The 15,483-nt window shown below is 37.5% G+C and carries 13 protein-coding genes; all 13 read right to left on the bottom strand.

All coding sequences use genetic code 11. The features are described 5' to 3' along the window. Nucleotide 1: 1 nt before the first annotated feature. Nucleotides 2-517, bottom strand: a complete 516-nt coding sequence (locus tag CWR45_RS18190; protein WP_115751255.1) for an acyltransferase — start codon at nt 515-517, stop codon at nt 2-4. 3 nt (nt 518-520) lie between these two features. Then, nucleotides 521-1,156: a pyrophosphatase PpaX gene (gene ppaX, locus CWR45_RS18185; RefSeq protein ID WP_115751254.1), complete on the bottom strand. Its 636-nt coding sequence runs from the start codon at nt 1,154-1,156 to the stop codon at nt 521-523. Then, complete coding sequence (locus CWR45_RS18180; RefSeq protein WP_115751253.1) at nt 1,131-2,090, bottom strand: nucleoside recognition domain-containing protein; 960 nt, start codon at nt 2,088-2,090, stop codon at nt 1,131-1,133. Before CWR45_RS18180 ends, ppaX begins: the two co-directional genes overlap by 26 nt. A gap of 35 nt (nt 2,091-2,125) precedes the next feature. Then, nucleotides 2,126-3,004: a prolipoprotein diacylglyceryl transferase gene (gene lgt / locus CWR45_RS18175; protein ID WP_115751252.1), complete on the bottom strand. Its 879-nt coding sequence runs from the start codon at nt 3,002-3,004 to the stop codon at nt 2,126-2,128. 11 nt (nt 3,005-3,015) lie between these two features. Then, entirely contained in the window at nt 3,016-3,954 is a 939-nt protein-coding gene (gene hprK / locus CWR45_RS18170; protein ID WP_115751251.1) for an HPr(Ser) kinase/phosphatase, read from the bottom strand. A gap of 302 nt (nt 3,955-4,256) precedes the next feature. Beyond that, on the bottom strand, nt 4,257-4,922 hold the full coding sequence (gene bshB2, locus CWR45_RS18165; protein WP_115751250.1) for a bacillithiol biosynthesis deacetylase BshB2: 666 nt from the start codon (nt 4,920-4,922) through the stop codon (nt 4,257-4,259). Between the two features lie 20 nt (nt 4,923-4,942). Further along, a complete protein-coding gene (locus CWR45_RS18160; RefSeq protein ID WP_115751249.1) occupies nt 4,943-5,293 on the bottom strand; it encodes a YojF family protein in 351 nt (116 codons plus the stop codon). A 96-nt stretch (nt 5,294-5,389) separates the two neighbouring features. Continuing rightward, complete coding sequence (gene nadE / locus CWR45_RS18155) at nt 5,390-6,208, bottom strand: ammonia-dependent NAD(+) synthetase (RefSeq protein ID WP_115751248.1); 819 nt, start codon at nt 6,206-6,208, stop codon at nt 5,390-5,392. Between the two features lie 578 nt (nt 6,209-6,786). Further along, nucleotides 6,787-9,666, bottom strand: coding sequence for an excinuclease ABC subunit UvrA (gene uvrA, locus CWR45_RS18150; protein WP_115751247.1), 2,880 nt, complete (start codon nt 9,664-9,666; stop codon nt 6,787-6,789). A gap of 7 nt (nt 9,667-9,673) precedes the next feature. Continuing rightward, nucleotides 9,674-11,656: an excinuclease ABC subunit UvrB gene (gene uvrB / locus CWR45_RS18145; RefSeq protein ID WP_115751246.1), complete on the bottom strand. Its 1,983-nt coding sequence runs from the start codon at nt 11,654-11,656 to the stop codon at nt 9,674-9,676. 622 nt (nt 11,657-12,278) lie between these two features. Next, nucleotides 12,279-13,310, bottom strand: coding sequence for a S66 family peptidase (locus CWR45_RS18140; protein ID WP_115751245.1), 1,032 nt, complete (start codon nt 13,308-13,310; stop codon nt 12,279-12,281). A gap of 28 nt (nt 13,311-13,338) precedes the next feature. Then, the gene (locus CWR45_RS18135; RefSeq protein ID WP_115751244.1) at nt 13,339-14,112 is read right to left on the bottom strand and encodes an HAD-IIB family hydrolase; all 774 of its coding nucleotides are present in this window, start codon (nt 14,110-14,112) and stop codon (nt 13,339-13,341) included. A gap of 37 nt (nt 14,113-14,149) precedes the next feature. Beyond that, nucleotides 14,150-15,346: a PDZ domain-containing protein gene (locus CWR45_RS18130; RefSeq protein ID WP_115751243.1), complete on the bottom strand. Its 1,197-nt coding sequence runs from the start codon at nt 15,344-15,346 to the stop codon at nt 14,150-14,152. Nucleotides 15,347-15,483: the final 137 nt, after the last annotated feature.

The raw sequence follows: 15,483 nt of genomic DNA, 5'->3' as shown, positions 1-15,483 counted from the left end.
TTCACCGCCCTGAGCTATTTCTCTTCTCCATCTCTTCTTTCGTATAGATGACTTGCATTGGATTTCCCCCAACAAAAGCACCTTCAGGAACATCCTTATGTATGACTGATCCTGCTGATACAATCGCACGGTGACCGATTGTTATACCAGGCAAGATGGTAGTATTGGCACCAACCATTACTTCGTCGCCAATAGTCACTTCCCCTAGTCGATATTCATCAATTAAATATTCATGCGCCAAAATTGTCGTATTATAACCAATAATACTATTTTTTCCAATCTTAATTTTTTCAGGAAACATAATATCGGGTGTGACCATAAAAGCAATCGCAGTATGATCATCAATTTCCATTTTTAAGAAAGTACGATATAACCAATTTTTCATCCCCATAAATGGAACGAATTTAGCGATTAGGATGATAATCGTATTTTTAAAAACCTTCCAAAATGATACCGTTTTATATAATTGCCATAATGAATTAGGTCCTTCTACCTTAAATCGCTCGGTTCGTCGCATCTCCTACACTCCTACAATCGTCAATAAATCGCGCATATCCTCCAAGAGATATGTTGGGTGATGTGCGAGAAGGCGTTCTTTTCCCTTACGTGACCAGGCTACACCAGCTGTTAATACACCAGCGTTATTTCCCGATTCAATATCATGAGAATTATCTCCCACCATCAGGGTCCTACTTGCCTCAGCATCTAACGCTTGCATTGCTTTCACTACCGGTTCTGGATGTGGCTTTGGATGTGTTACATCATCTAACGTAATAATCGTGTCAAAATATGAATCCAATCCCGTGAGTGCTAACCCTTTTAATGCTGTTGTCTTCATCTTTGTAGTGACAATTGCAAGTCGGATATCATTCTTCTTCAGTTCCTCTAAAGTTTCCCTTACTAGTGGAAAAGCTTTAACATACTTATCATGTTCTGTAATATTATGCTCCCGATACTTTGCAATCATTTCATCTACACGCTCAGGATCAATCTTGTGAAATGTATCAATTAATGGCGGGCCATTAAATTCGATTATCTCTTCTTCTGTAAATGATAATTGATAATGATCAAAAGTATACTTGAATGAATCGATAATGAGTTGATTCGTATCGATTAATGTTCCGTCTAAATCAAAAAGTACCGTATCTATGTTCATTTGTTGTTTCCTTCCGTTTACTATTCTCTGCACGTCTCCAGAAAAAGGCGACGATGATAGTCATAATAATTGCTGTTGATAAACGAATAACCAATAATGGCCAAACCGGAATTCCTAACGGGATAAATACAAGTGTATCCTCTACTACGGCATGACAAGAAACAAGAAAGATAAGTGCAAGATACATATCTTTTTTAGAAACACCATCTTCTTTTACTGCTTGAATCATTAAGCCTGCACCATATGCTAAACCGATTGTTAAACCAGCAACCATTGTCATCGATGCACTCTTATCCATCCCAAGGAATCTCATGAACGGTGCAAGTTGGTTAGATAGTTTCGTCAACCAACCTTTTTCACGTAAAAATTGCATGATAATCATTAATGGAATAACGATTATTGCTAACTGCAAAATGGCGATTACCGCTGTCACAACACCATGAAAAACTATTTCTAGCCATCCGACAGGTACCACTTCTGTTGCTGATATTAATCCATATTGTGCAAGTTCTGTACCGCCGCTCCATATTAAATTAATCACAACCGCAGCTAATATTGCTAGGAACACGCGTACTCCAACAATAATCCACCAACGTACCCCAACTCTCGAAGCTACAGCAGATTCAATAAATAGATTATGTGAGAAAGAGAGCATCATTGCCATAATGAATACTTCCTTCACACTAAAATCGAAGGAGACGATAGCAGCGATACCTGCATATAAATTTAGGGCATTACCGAGAACTAACGGAACTGCAGCTTCACCTGATAGGCCAATTAAGCCCATGATTGGCTCGAGTTGTTCGATAATCCAAGGTAACACTGGAGTAAATTGTAAGATTGTTACAATTAACGTAATCGGAAAAATTACTTTTCCTAATGTCCAGGTTGTTGTTAAACCTTGTAAAAATCCACGTTTCAATATTCCATCCATTCTAAATTCCCACCTTACACATTAACTAATCATTCTTATTTTCTTTTCTTTTTCTTGCTTGCTTTGTTATGATACTTTGTTGACTTTTTCTCTGAAAGAGGAACATCATTATATCTGACATTCGTTGTTTTTCTGCGATAGATGATTAATATAATTCCGAGAATTATTAACAAAATGGATAGTAGTTGCGCAGCCCTAAGTTCACCAACTACATATAAGCTATCTGTTCGCATTCCTTCAATGAAATAGCGTCCAATGGAATAGAAGATAATATAACTTAAGAATATTTCTCCACGTAATACATTCATCCTACGCAGTAATAACAATAGTATGAAGACGAGAATATTCCAAGTTGATTCATATAAAAACGTCGGATGATATGTAACCCCATCGATTGTCATCTGGTTCATAATAAAATCTGGCAGCACTCGATAAAACGCGGCAATCGACTCTTCTGCGATTGGTCCACCATGTGCCTCTTGATTCATGAAGTTCCCCCAGCGGCCAATTGCTTGCGCTAAAATAAGGCTTGGTGCAAGAATATCTGCTAATTGCCAGAAGGATATATTTTTAACCCGTGCGAAAACAATCGCAGTTAAGACTCCTCCTATGACAGCACCATGGATAGCAATTCCACCTTCCCAAATTGCAAACACACCCCACCACGGCCCAGTAGCATATCTTTCCCATTCAAATATTACATAGTATATCCGCGCAAAAATAATTGCAATTGGAACGGCAAAAACGATAAAATCAATTAATATTTCCTTATTAAGTCTTAAGCGGTCTGCCTCTTTCATCGCTAGCCATAAACCTATGGCAGCTCCAGTTGCAATAATCACACCATACCAATAAATGGTTAGAGGACCAATTTCCAGAAATACGCGATCTAACTGTGCAACATTATAAATCATCTAACCATCTCCTATATTATAGAATCTTTCTCATGCTCAATCATATTTGTTAAACGATCAGAGAATTCCTGTGCAGCATTTACTCCCATTCTTTTCAAACGGAAATTCATTGCAGCAACTTCAATAATAACAGCGAGGTTTCTACCAGGGCGTACAGGAATGGTCGCTTTTGGTAAATGCACGTCCATTATTTTCATTTTATCGTCATCAAGTCCTAACCGCTCGTACTGCTTGCCTTCTTCCCAGTTTTCTAGATTAATTACCATTGATATACGCTTTTTCGTTCTCACGGAACCAGCACCAAACAAGGTCATTACATTGATTATACCAAGCCCTCGAATTTCCAGCATATGCTCAATTAGTGGAGGGGCATTTCCGATTAGACTATCGTAATCTTCCTGCCTAATTTCTACATTATCATCGGCAACTAATCGATGACCGCGCTTTACAAGCTCCAATGCAGTCTCACTTTTACCGACTCCACTCTGCCCAGTAATTAGTACCCCAACACCATATATATCAACAAGGACACCATGGATTGCTGTAAAGGGGGCAAATTTTCCTTCAAGGAAATTGGTAATACGACTAATAACCCTCGTTGTTTTTCTTGGTGAATGAAGAATTGGTACACCAGCTTCATTTGCAGCTTCAATCAATATTTCAGGAACCCTCATCCCTCTAGAAATAATTATTCCCGGGGTAATATCTGTGCATAATCTCTCAGCTCTATCTCTTTTTTCTTCATCTGTAAGTTCTAGGAAATATGCCATTTCTGTTTTACCGATTAGCTGTAATCTTTCCTTTGGATAATATTTGAAATATCCAGTCATTTCCATGCCTGGACGTGAAATATCACTCGTCATAATTTCTCTATGTAAGCCATCTTTCCCTGCAATTAATGTCAAATTAAAATTGTCTGCTAAATCTTTTGTTCGTACCGTTACTCCCATCTTTCCTTCATCCCTCCACTCAATTTTCCTAACTGATTCTAATTGTAGCATTAGAAAACTATGTTGTCATCAAACGATGAATGCCAATCTACCTAGTTGCATTTATTGAAAATAGGAAGTCAAGTTGACTTCTTGCACCGAGGCAGAAAAGTCCCTCGCCGGGCGCTGGAGCTTTCCTGGTCTCTTTGTCACTTTAGTTCACTATTCTACAAAAAACGTAGGTGTTGCCACCTACGTTTTTTGTAATTAGTCCTGTCTTAAAAAAATGTCTGCACTGGAATTCAGCCCATATATGGATGAAATTAGAATTTCCAAGTATAAAATTGCTCCATTCCTAAACGCATCTTAGCACGCTCTTTTGCATCTAATGCAGGGTCTTCATTTGGTCGCTGCTGATTAAGCGATAGATTAGCCTGCGAGTCATGTGCTAAAATCGCGTCCAACTTTTTATCAAAAAATGGAGTAATGTCATTCATAATATCGGGCATGCCTAATGCTTCAAGATGATCATTAGAGAATGCCTGTGCCCAAATGGTTGGACGAATTTCTGGTTCCATCTGTGCAACTGCATCAATAGCCGCCGCACCAAATGCATTATGATCAGGATGAACTGCATAATCTGGGTAATGCGTGATCACAAGACTTGGCTTTATTTTATCTAAATAGCCTTTTAAATCTGCTGCGATTTCTTCTTTATCTTCAAATTCAATTGTTTTATCTCGATATCCTAGCATTTCTAATTCGATATCAAGGACCTCACATGCCTTTATTAGTTCCTTTTTACGAATGCCTGGAAGTGATTCTCGATTAGCATATGTAGGATTGCCCATATTCCTCCCCATCTCACCTAATGTTCCACATAAATATGTAACGGGTACGCCTTCATCGCGAAATTTAGCGATTGTACCCGCAGCGCCAAATGCTTCATCATCCGGATGTGGATAAATTACAACAACATGTTTTTCCATAACAATCACCTAATTCCTATTTATTTAAAAGGGGCTTCACTTATTTCAAGAGCAACCATCAAACGACCTTCACGATCATGCCCAGCTAATAGCAGCTGTTCATCTTCGTTAATTATCCAATCAGATAATCCCTCAGCATAAACCCAGCCTAGTTCTGTTTTTAGGCCAACACGATAAGTTTTTCCGTCTCCAACAATCGTAGCTTTACTATAGGCCAGCTTCGCATTCCGGATAAATGCACCTACATTATATGCCTTCTCATTTATATGACTTGCATATGCCCCATTAGTAGTTTCTAAATGAACATATACCTCTTTATTCTCATATGACTGCAATATTTCTTGCACTTTTTCTATTTCAATTGGCTTCATATGAAACACCTCCACTTTTCTAGCCGTACTTTATTAGAAAACTTGGTTGCACTAATGTAGTAAGAAATAATTTATACTTTCTTAACTACTAAAAGATTACTTCCACCACGCATCAAACATTGTAGCAGGCTGATTTCGTTTATGCTGAGAAATTAGAAAACGTTCTTCGATTTTAGCTGCATCCTCTGCTGAAACAGTTTTCCCTTCAAGATAGTCATCAAGCACATCATAGCTTATCCCTAATTCCGTCTCATCGGACTGTAACGGTTTATGATCGAGTAAATCTGCTGTAGGCACTTTCAAATAAAGTCTTTCGATTGCGCCTAATTCTATCAATAATGCACGTCCTTGGCGTTTATTTAATCCTGCAAGTGGTAAAATATCAGCACCGCCGTCACCATACTTTGTATAAAATCCTGTAACATTTTCCGCTGCATGGTCTGTACCAATAACGAGTAAATCACTCATACCACCAATCGCATATTGCGCGATCATTCGCATTCTTGCCTTCACATTTCCTTTATCGAAATCACTCAGCGCCTCGTCTGCTGCCTTTAAATAACTTGCAGCAAACGCATCAACTGATTGTGTAATATTAAAGGTAATTGATTCATCTGGCTTTATAAAATCTAATGCAAGCAGTGCGTCCTCTTCATCTGCTTGTTGCATATATGGCAACCGAACAGCGGTAAAGCTCGCTTCCTTTCCTTCACTTCGCAATTCTTCTACCGCTAATTGTCCTAGTTTCCCAGCCAATGTAGAATCTTGTCCACCGCTAATCCCTAATACAAATCCTCTAGCAGTAGATTTCGTTAAATATAATTTAAGAAAGTCAATTCGATTGCGTATCTCCTCTTTAGGATTGATTATTGGTTTTACATGGAGTTCATCAATTATTCTTTGTTGAAAAGACATGGAATTATTCCTCCTATTCATTAACTATGAGGCAAAGTTTGATATTCACGTTACTATAATATCATAATTTTGATAGCTAGGTTTCTTCCTGTACTTAAACACAGGAATCGTTATTCGTGTAGAATTATTCCGTATAGTAAACTTAGAATGATATTTGTTCCTTGGTTATCGCTCCGAAAATACACTTCGCTGGGATTGTGGGATTGCTATTGTTTATTTACATCTATATAAAATAAGATAGGAATACTACCTTCACCTGTTTAATTTTCTGAGTCGGCTCGTTATTTTTTTGAAAATTATGATTTAATTTATCGCTATAAAGTAACCTATCCGCAGACTCCCCCCTGTCCAGTGTGAATCAACATTGAACTTTTGCACAGAATCATTAGTTGGATTTACAACAATCTTAAATACAATCTCCATGTGTTTGTTAAAATACTGAACCACTTTACTTCTTGTTGTATTTATCTGCCCTCTATACTACGCATACCCTCGTTTATAGTGAAAGAAACAGTAAAATTGGTGTTAAAAAGATATAGGCAGTAAATAGCTGTTATACTACTTACTGCCTTCCTATTTTATTTCGTACTGATTTTCTCTTTTGCTTCAACAAGTTCATCCATCCGCTTATGATCACGTTCTAAGACCTCTTTTAAATAGCGTCCGGTATAAGATACATCAGCAAGCGCAGCAATTTCTTCCGGTGTCCCAGTTGCAACGATTGTGCCCCCACGGTCTCCACCCTCAGGCCCTAAATCGATTATATGATCAGCGGTCTTTATCACATCTAAATTATGCTCAATAATAACTACCGTATCACCGTTATCGACTAGTCGTTTCAAGACAACTAATAGACGCTTAATATCATCCGCATGCAGTCCTGTCGTAGGTTCATCTAGTATATAGAATGTTTTTCCATTTGAACGCTTATGAAGTTCACTAGCTAGTTTCACGCGCTGTGCTTCTCCACCTGACAGTGAAGTTGCAGATTGCCCTAATTTTACATAACCGAGACCTACATCATTTAAGGTTTCAAGCTTGCGTTTAATCTTTGGAATTGGCGCAAAAAATTCTACCGAGTCTTCAATCCGCATATCTAAAACATCTGCAATCGACTTACCTTTATATTTCACTTCGAGCGTTTCACGGTTATAACGTTTACCATGACACACTTCACAGGGAACGTAAACATCCGGGAGAAAATGCATTTCAATTTTGATAATGCCATCGCCACGACAAGCTTCACAACGACCGCCTTTTACATTAAAACTAAAGCGCCCCTTCTTATAGCCACGCACCTTTGCTTCATTGGTTTGTGAAAACACATCACGGATATCGTCAAACACACTTGTATAGGTTGCAGGGTTTGATCTTGGTGTTCGACCAATAGGTGATTGATCGATATCAATTACTTTCTCTATATGTTCCATTCCTTTGATTGACTTATGTTTTCCAGGTTTATGCTTCCCACGGTAAAGTTGTTTAGCAAGTGATTTATATAAAATTTCGTTAACTAGAGTACTTTTTCCTGATCCAGATACACCGGTAACAACAGTCATTAAGCCAATTGGAATTTTTACAGAAACATTTTTAAGATTATTTTCTGCAGCACCAACTATTTCAAGCTTACGTTTATCCGCTTTGCGTCGTTTAGTTGGTAATGCGATAAATTCTTTTCCGGCTAAATATCGACCAGTTAAGGAACTTGGATTTTTGATAACATTCTCAGGTGTATCACTCGCAATCACTTGTCCACCATGTTCCCCAGCGCCAGGACCAATATCAATCAACCAGTCCGCTGCACGCATCGTATCTTCATCATGCTCGACAACAATTAATGTATTATCCAAGTCACGCATATGCTGTAATGTACTAATTAATCGGTCATTATCACGTTGATGAAGCCCAATTGATGGTTCATCCAATACATACAGAACTCCTGTTAATGCGGAACCAATTTGAGTTGCTAGGCGTATCCGCTGTGCTTCCCCACCAGACAAGGTACCCGCTGTACGAGATAAATTTAAATAATCGAGCCCAACGTTCAGTAAAAATTCAAGGCGATTATCAATTTCCTTCAATATCATCTTAGAAATTTGTCGCTCTTTTTCCGTTAGTTCGAGATGCTTAAAGAACTCCAATGATTCTGCAATTGAGTAATCTGTTACCTTACTTATATGCAGACCATTGATTAACACTGCTAAAGCTTCTTGTTTCAGTCGATGACCTTTACATGTTTTACAAGCACTTTGTGCCATATATTTTTCCAATGTTTCGCGAATAAATTCTGAGGATGTTTCACGATAACGTCGTTTGACATTATTGATAACTCCTTCAAATAGAATGTCGGTATCGCGGATATTTCCAAATTCATTTTCATAATAGAAATGAATTTTCTCCTTGCCACTGCCATATAAAATAATATCGAGTTTATCTTTCGGAATATCCTTTACAGGAATATCCATACTAATGTTAAAATGATCACATGCACTTTTTAGTAACTGTGGATAATACTGCGAGCTAATTGGCTCCCAAGGTGCGATTGCACCATCATTTAGCGTTCTCTCCCAATCAGGGATTACTAAATCAATATCCACCTCTAATTTAGTCCCTAATCCATCACATGTAGGACATGCCCCGAATGGACTGTTAAATGAAAATAAACGAGGTTCCAATTCACCAATTGAAAAACCACAAATTGGACAAGCGTGATTTTCACTAAAGATCAATTCTTCTTCGCCGAAAACGTCAACAATGATTGTACCTTCTCCGAGACTAAGTGCCGTTTCTATCGAATCTCCTAGACGTCCAGTAACTCCTTCTTTAACGACAATTCGGTCGACAACTACTTCAATCGAATGTTTTTTATTTTTCTCCAGCTTGATTTCTTCCGTTACTTCTCGCATTTCCTTGTCAACACGAATTCGAACATATCCTTCTTGTTTTAGTTTTTCAAAAACCTTAACATGTTCTCCTTTTCGTCCAGAAATAATCGGCGCGAGAATTTGAATCTTCGTTCGTTCTGGATACTCCAGAATTCTGTCAACCATCTGTTCGACTGTTTGTGAGCTAATTTCTATACCATGATTTGGACAGGTTGGACGTCCTACCCTTGCATATAATAATCGTAAATAATCATAGATTTCTGTTACCGTTCCAACCGTTGATCTTGGATTTTTACTAGTAGTTTTTTGGTCAATTGCAATCGCTGGAGACAATCCTTCAATTGAATCTACATCTGGCTTATCCATTTGCCCTAAAAATTGTCTTGCATAGGAAGAAAGGGATTCAACATAGCGGCGTTGTCCCTCCGCGTAAATCGTATCGAAGGCGAGCGATGATTTCCCAGAACCTGATAGTCCGGTTACAACGACTAATTTATTTTTAGGAATTGATAAATCAATATTTTTTAAATTATTTGCTCTTGCACCTAATATTTCAATGGACTTCCTTGACATGCTATCATCACGCTCCTGCTTTCAATTCAAAGATTATATCACGAAGCTCTGCAGCCTTTTCAAAATCAAGCGACTTCGCTGCTTCCTTCATTTCCTTTTCCATTTGCTTGATTAGCTTTTCTTTTTCTTTCTTTGATAGGTTTGTTAATTTCTTTGTACTGCTCTCATACTCGGTTTGCTCTTCAGCTGCAATCGTTGCTTGAATAACATCACGGATTTCCTTCTTAATGGTTTTCGGTGTAATATGATGTTTTTCATTATATGCCATTTGAATTTCCCGACGACGATTCGTTTCATCCATCGCTAACTGCATCGAATTAGTTATTTTGTCTGCATACATAATTACTCTACCATTCTCATTCCTTGCTGCACGTCCCATCGTTTGAATAAGGGAACGTTCTGAACGTAAGAACCCTTCTTTATCAGCATCAAGAATAGCAACAAGAGATACTTCTGGAATGTCCAAGCCTTCCCGCAGTAAGTTTATTCCTATTAAGACATCGTATTTCCCAACCCTTAAATCACGGATGACTTCAATCCGCTCCAATGTTTTAATCTCTGAATGCAAATAGGCAACTTTCATACCTAGCTCTTTTAAGTAATCAGTCAAATCCTCTGACATCTTCTTCGTTAACGTCGTAACTAGAACACGCTCATTTTTATCGACTCGTTTATTGATTTCTCCTATTAAATTATCAATTTGTCCTTCAATAGGGCGGATTTCAATTTCTGGATCTAATAATCCAGTTGGTCGAATAATTTGCTCCGTCATTTCCGGTGAATGTTCAAGTTCATATGGACCAGGTGTAGCGGAAACAAATACAAATTGTTTCGCCTTTTCCTCAAACTCTTCAAATTTTAATGGGCGATTATCAAGTGCAGATGGGAGTCTAAATCCATGATCAACAAGCACTTGTTTTCTCGCTTGGTCTCCATTATACATGCCCCTAATTTGCGGTAAGGAAACATGTGATTCATCTACAACGATAAGAAAGTCCTTTGGAAAATAATCGATTAATGTATATGGCGTTGCCCCAGCTTCTCGTAATGTTAAATGACGGGAATAGTTTTCAATTCCAGAGCAAAAGCCCATTTCATTCATCATTTCTAAATCATAATTAGTCCGTTGTTCAAGTCGCTGTGCTTCTAACAGCTTATTTTCCGCCCGCATTTTTTTTAACTGTTCCTCTAATTCCAATTCAATATTTTTAATTGCCAGCTTCATCTTTTCTTCCCCTGTAACGAAGTGAGATGCAGGGAAAATTGCTATATGCTCTCGATCACCAATAATTTCTCCTGTTAATGCATCGACCTCACGAATACGGTCAATTTCATCACCGAAAAATTCGATGCGGTAACAATTTTCTTCTCTTGATGCTGGAATAATTTCTACGGAATCCCCTCGTACTCGAAACGTTCCGCGCTGGAAATTAATATCATTTCTTGCATATTGAATATCTACAAGATTACGTAATAATTGATCTCGGTCCTTTTCCATTCCCATTCGGATTGAGAGTACTTGGTTACGGTATTCTTCTGGATTACCGAGGCCGTATATACATGAAACACTTGCAACAATTAACACATCTTCACGTTCAAATAAAGAAGAGGTTGCAGAGTGTCGTAGTTTATCAATTTCATCATTGATGCTCGCATCTTTCTCAATAAATGTATCTGTAGATGGAACATATGCTTCAGGTTGATAATAATCATAATAGCTTACAAAGTATTCGACAGCATTGTTCGGGAAAAATTCCTTAAACTCACTATATAACTGTCCTGCTAATGTTTTATTGTGGGCAATCACGAGTGTTGGCCGATTAATTTCTTGGACAACATTAGAGATTGTAAAGGTTTTTCCTGTTCCTGTTGCACCGAGTAATGTTTGGTATCGCTGTCCAGCTAAAACTTTCTCGGTAATTTCTTTAATTGCCGTTGGTTGATCTCCGGCTGGTTGATATTGTGAAACAAGTTCAAATTTATTTTTCAATCAACACGCCTCCGTTCCTTCTATCCCTATTCTATCATAATATATTATCCATTTTAACAAATAACGAACAAATATTCGATTATAATGCATTGGTTTTCTATGTTTATTTTACCCATAAAAGGGATAGAAGAATCATTTAGCTTGTTTGTTGCTATTAAAATAAATATTAATAAAGTGCTACATAATAACAATGTTATTTTCCACTACGAATATTCACTTTCAGCCTCTACTGTTTAAACTGAACAAGGAAGACTTCGACAGCGAGGCATCTTCGTTCGAAAATGTTTCTTTATTTTCGAAGAGTCCCCTGTCTGATATAAGGATAAATGGCAATGATTAATGCGCTCTCTAATCTTATATCAATAGGCTTCGCACAAACCCAGCGGAGAAAATACACGAAGACTCCTGCGGGAGGAAGGGTCTAGGTGAGACTTCGAAGTGCGAATGCACAAGAAGGCTCAACAGCCCCCCGCGGAAAGCGAAGTGTATTTTCGTAGCGGTCGGCCAGTGAGCGAATGTCCTCCTAACTTAAATTATTATTGGTTAGTTGCAAAAGCAATAATCTTTTAGAAAACTTTTCATATAAAAAACTTCCACCAAGTTCATTTGGTGGAAGTTCTTATTAATTTACGCCGCTTTCTAAAATAGACAATGTGGCTTTTGTACAATCAATTTGCGCCAGTGCTCCATAAGGTAAAATAAACTTCGGTTCTGTGTGGCCAAAATTTAAATTATAAAGTATCGGCAAATGCTCAAGAGAATATTCTTTCATTACCTGTAAAAGTACTTCTTTGTATTCCTCGTAATATGCCTCATCTTGTGGTTTTCCGAAAATAATTCCATTTGCTTTTTGTAAAATACCTTGGGAAGCATAATTTCGTAACCAATACTTCAATAGATCTGGTGCTGGCTTTTCTTCTGATGTTTCGAAAAATAGGATACAATTCTCCCAATACTTTTCTTCTGGCCAAAGCATCGTTCCCTTTGCAAACTCTAAAACTTCGATGCAACCGCCAATCAAGCGACCTGTTACTGTCCCATTACCTTGTAATACCTCATATCCATGATTCGGTTGCAGCTTACGTTGTGTATCTTTATTGACAATATCCCATTCGAGAAATTCACTTGTCCATTCTTCCGCTGGTTTAATTTCTCCAATAATTTCATTTGAAAATAACGTCCGCTCTATCATATCAACGGTATATGCATCCATCTCCACATTTTCTGCAAAGTCAGTTAGAACTGCAGGTCCATAAAAGGAGGAAATACCTGCTTTGTGACAAAATAAATGCGAAACCGTCACATCAGAATAACCCATAAATACTTTTGGATTTTCACGAATCATATTGAAATCAATGTGAGGTAGTAATCGGATACTATCCTCCCCACCAATATTTGCGATGATTCCTTTTATTGTTTCATCTGCAAAAGCAGCATTTAAGTCAGCGGCACGTGCTTCAGGGTTCTCATAAATATATTCGGATCCCTTTAAGCTATTTGGCATTGGCACTACTTGAAGTCCAAATACTTCTTCAAGTCGTTTTATTCCTTGATTATAACGCCATCTTAGCTCAGGATCACCCGCCCCTCCCCATGAAGGACTAACAGTAGCTACTTTATCTCCACGTTGTAATTTATTCGGTTTAATCAGCATGATAGTATCCCCTTTAGAATTAACTGAATTAGGACTTGATTAAATTATACTTGCCTGCAAGCTCATGTATCTTCTCAATTATTGCCTGTTCCACATTTCCTTCACCCTGAATCGCTTCCTTTGCCATTGGTGCTAGTTGTTCATGGTAACCAATCATTACAGTATGTATGGCATTTTCAAACATTGTTCGGTCATTTGCATCATTTCCGAATGCAACATAATCTCCTTCTTGCACACCTAATTGCTGAAGTGCACTCCATTTATCGATCCCATTCGGACTAAGATCAAAAACATTTTCGTCTCCATGTTTATGGATTGTTATATTTAATTTAGTTAATTCTTCTAGTAATCGTTCATTATTAATCGACTCCAGAATTAAGATTTTTACAACGGAAGTTAAAGTTTCTAGCTTCACATTATGAGCTAACTTAGCAGGATCGAGATTTTGTAGAATCGGATGATTCTCTGGTCCTGTATAAGCATAATTCCATTCCCCATCAATCAAATAGGTTACATTATATGAATCAATTAAACTATTAATCGCAAGCAAATCCTCATCTCCAAAAGATGTTGAATAGAAGATCCTTCCATTTTTAGAAATCAGTGAACCATTTCCACCTATCATCGTGTAAGAATGGAATTCCTTTCCTATCACAGGAAGCATATCGCGAATTGGTCTTGCAGAAGCGAAAATAACTTCATGGCCGTTAGCTTTCAGTGTTGCTAATGCATCAAGAATTTTACCAGATATCGGTTTTCCCTTAAAACAAATAGTTCCGTCTAAATCAAATACAAACTGCATAATATGAATCCCCCCAAACATAATCACAATTATACGCTTAACTAATATTTTTACGCTTCGATTTTTCCCGGAACGGCTTTGCAGTAAAAATTAATCCCAACTCATGATGATCTCCCTGATAGAATGCACCTTGAACAAAGCGCATCTCATTCGCGTCATCAACAACTTCTAATTTGAAATATGCTCCACTGCTTTGTAAAGCACTGTAAAAGTCTTGTTCTGAATTTATTTTTATACCATTCACTTTAATGATCGTTTCACCAACAAGTATATCCAGTCTTTCTGCTGGTGTACCAGGAATAATTCCAAGTATTTTCAAGCCATTATCTTCTGGGTGAAAATATGACATACCAGCTCGGTCATTCACTCTATATCGATAGTGAATCCATTCCCTACCAAAGATAGCGATAATTACAGCAACAAGCGCCATGCTTGGCAAATATAAACTACCAACACCAATAAGAACGACTAAAATCCCCAATATTGTAATCGATTTAGCGAGTTTTTTTGCCGCATTCTGTGGGAGACTTCCTCTGACAATAAAATCAAACCCAAGCACAAATGGGACAAGCAAGACGCTAAACGATTCTCCACCAACCGAAAAATATGGCCAAAATGGCGCAAACGATGTAATCATTCCCGTTGGCACGAGGATGAAAAATGGAATAATACCAATCTTCTTTAATCGATGTTGCCCTATCCATAATCCACGATTCCCTAAGACAAGACTAGGAAATGTCTTATTCCGCTTTATATTTCGAATGAGTATTGCTTCTACAAATAATAATAATCCTAGTAAAATCACTAGCGAAGAGAAATTTACTATTGAAAATAAACTTGAGTCTATGTAGGACTGATTTTCTAATATTAACGGAAAGAATAATAGTAATATAAATGTTATTCCTATTGTGTAGCTAGGAGAAAGCATTGAAAAACGCATCGAAATGCTTAAGATAATCGTAACAACACTTAATAATAATATTGTTTCATATGAAAATACGAAGCCTACTCCAAGCATAATTAAGGAAAGTATGAATCCAGAAATAAGGCTAATTCCCCATGTATTTTTCCATTCTGAAAATAAACCGAATACTTTCACACCGAAATCCAATCGATCCCGTTTAATTCGAAAATATCCTGCAAAAAAAAGAAGTACAAACAACCAATATAATAATGGATTTAAGAAAAGCATTCCAATTCCCTTGAGTAATTCTATAAACCATGCTTCTACCATCCCGCACACCTTCCATCTCTTGTTAGCTCTTACCTAATTAATTCGCTATGAAAAGGTCCTATCCCTGCTTTTGATCATAAACGAATATTAGAAATCTATACTTTCTAAACTACTGAATGAAAATCCGCGAGAACACG

This window comes from Oceanobacillus chungangensis (genome assembly GCF_003369565.1).
In the GTDB taxonomy this organism is placed as follows: domain Bacteria; phylum Bacillota; class Bacilli; order Bacillales; family Amphibacillaceae; genus Oceanobacillus; species Oceanobacillus chungangensis.
Note: the sequence above shows the minus strand (reverse complement) of the source record. Positions and strands in the feature narration are given on the sequence as shown.

Excerpts from the sequence above, each read along its gene's own strand:
- CWR45_RS18190 (WP_115751255.1), bottom strand. The coding sequence starts at position 517 with ATGCGACGAACCGAGCGATTTAAGGTAGAAGGACCTAATTCATTATGG.
- ppaX (WP_115751254.1), bottom strand. The coding sequence starts at position 1,156 with ATGAACATAGATACGGTACTTTTTGATTTAGACGGAACATTAATCGAT.
- CWR45_RS18180 (WP_115751253.1), bottom strand. The coding sequence starts at position 2,090 with ATGGATGGAATATTGAAACGTGGATTTTTACAAGGTTTAACAACAACC.
- lgt (WP_115751252.1), bottom strand. The coding sequence starts at position 3,004 with ATGATTTATAATGTTGCACAGTTAGATCGCGTATTTCTGGAAATTGGT.
- hprK (WP_115751251.1), bottom strand. The coding sequence starts at position 3,954 with ATGGGAGTAACGGTACGAACAAAAGATTTAGCAGACAATTTTAATTTG.
- bshB2 (WP_115751250.1), bottom strand. The coding sequence starts at position 4,922 with ATGGAAAAACATGTTGTTGTAATTTATCCACATCCGGATGATGAAGCA.
- CWR45_RS18160 (WP_115751249.1), bottom strand. The coding sequence starts at position 5,293 with ATGAAGCCAATTGAAATAGAAAAAGTGCAAGAAATATTGCAGTCATAT.
- nadE (WP_115751248.1), bottom strand. The coding sequence starts at position 6,208 with ATGTCTTTTCAACAAAGAATAATTGATGAACTCCATGTAAAACCAATA.
- uvrA (WP_115751247.1), bottom strand. The coding sequence starts at position 9,666 with ATGTCAAGGAAGTCCATTGAAATATTAGGTGCAAGAGCAAATAATTTA.
- CWR45_RS18140 (WP_115751245.1), bottom strand. The coding sequence starts at position 13,310 with ATGCTGATTAAACCGAATAAATTACAACGTGGAGATAAAGTAGCTACT.
- CWR45_RS18135 (WP_115751244.1), bottom strand. The coding sequence starts at position 14,112 with ATGCAGTTTGTATTTGATTTAGACGGAACTATTTGTTTTAAGGGAAAA.
- CWR45_RS18130 (WP_115751243.1), bottom strand. The coding sequence starts at position 15,346 with ATGGTAGAAGCATGGTTTATAGAATTACTCAAGGGAATTGGAATGCTT.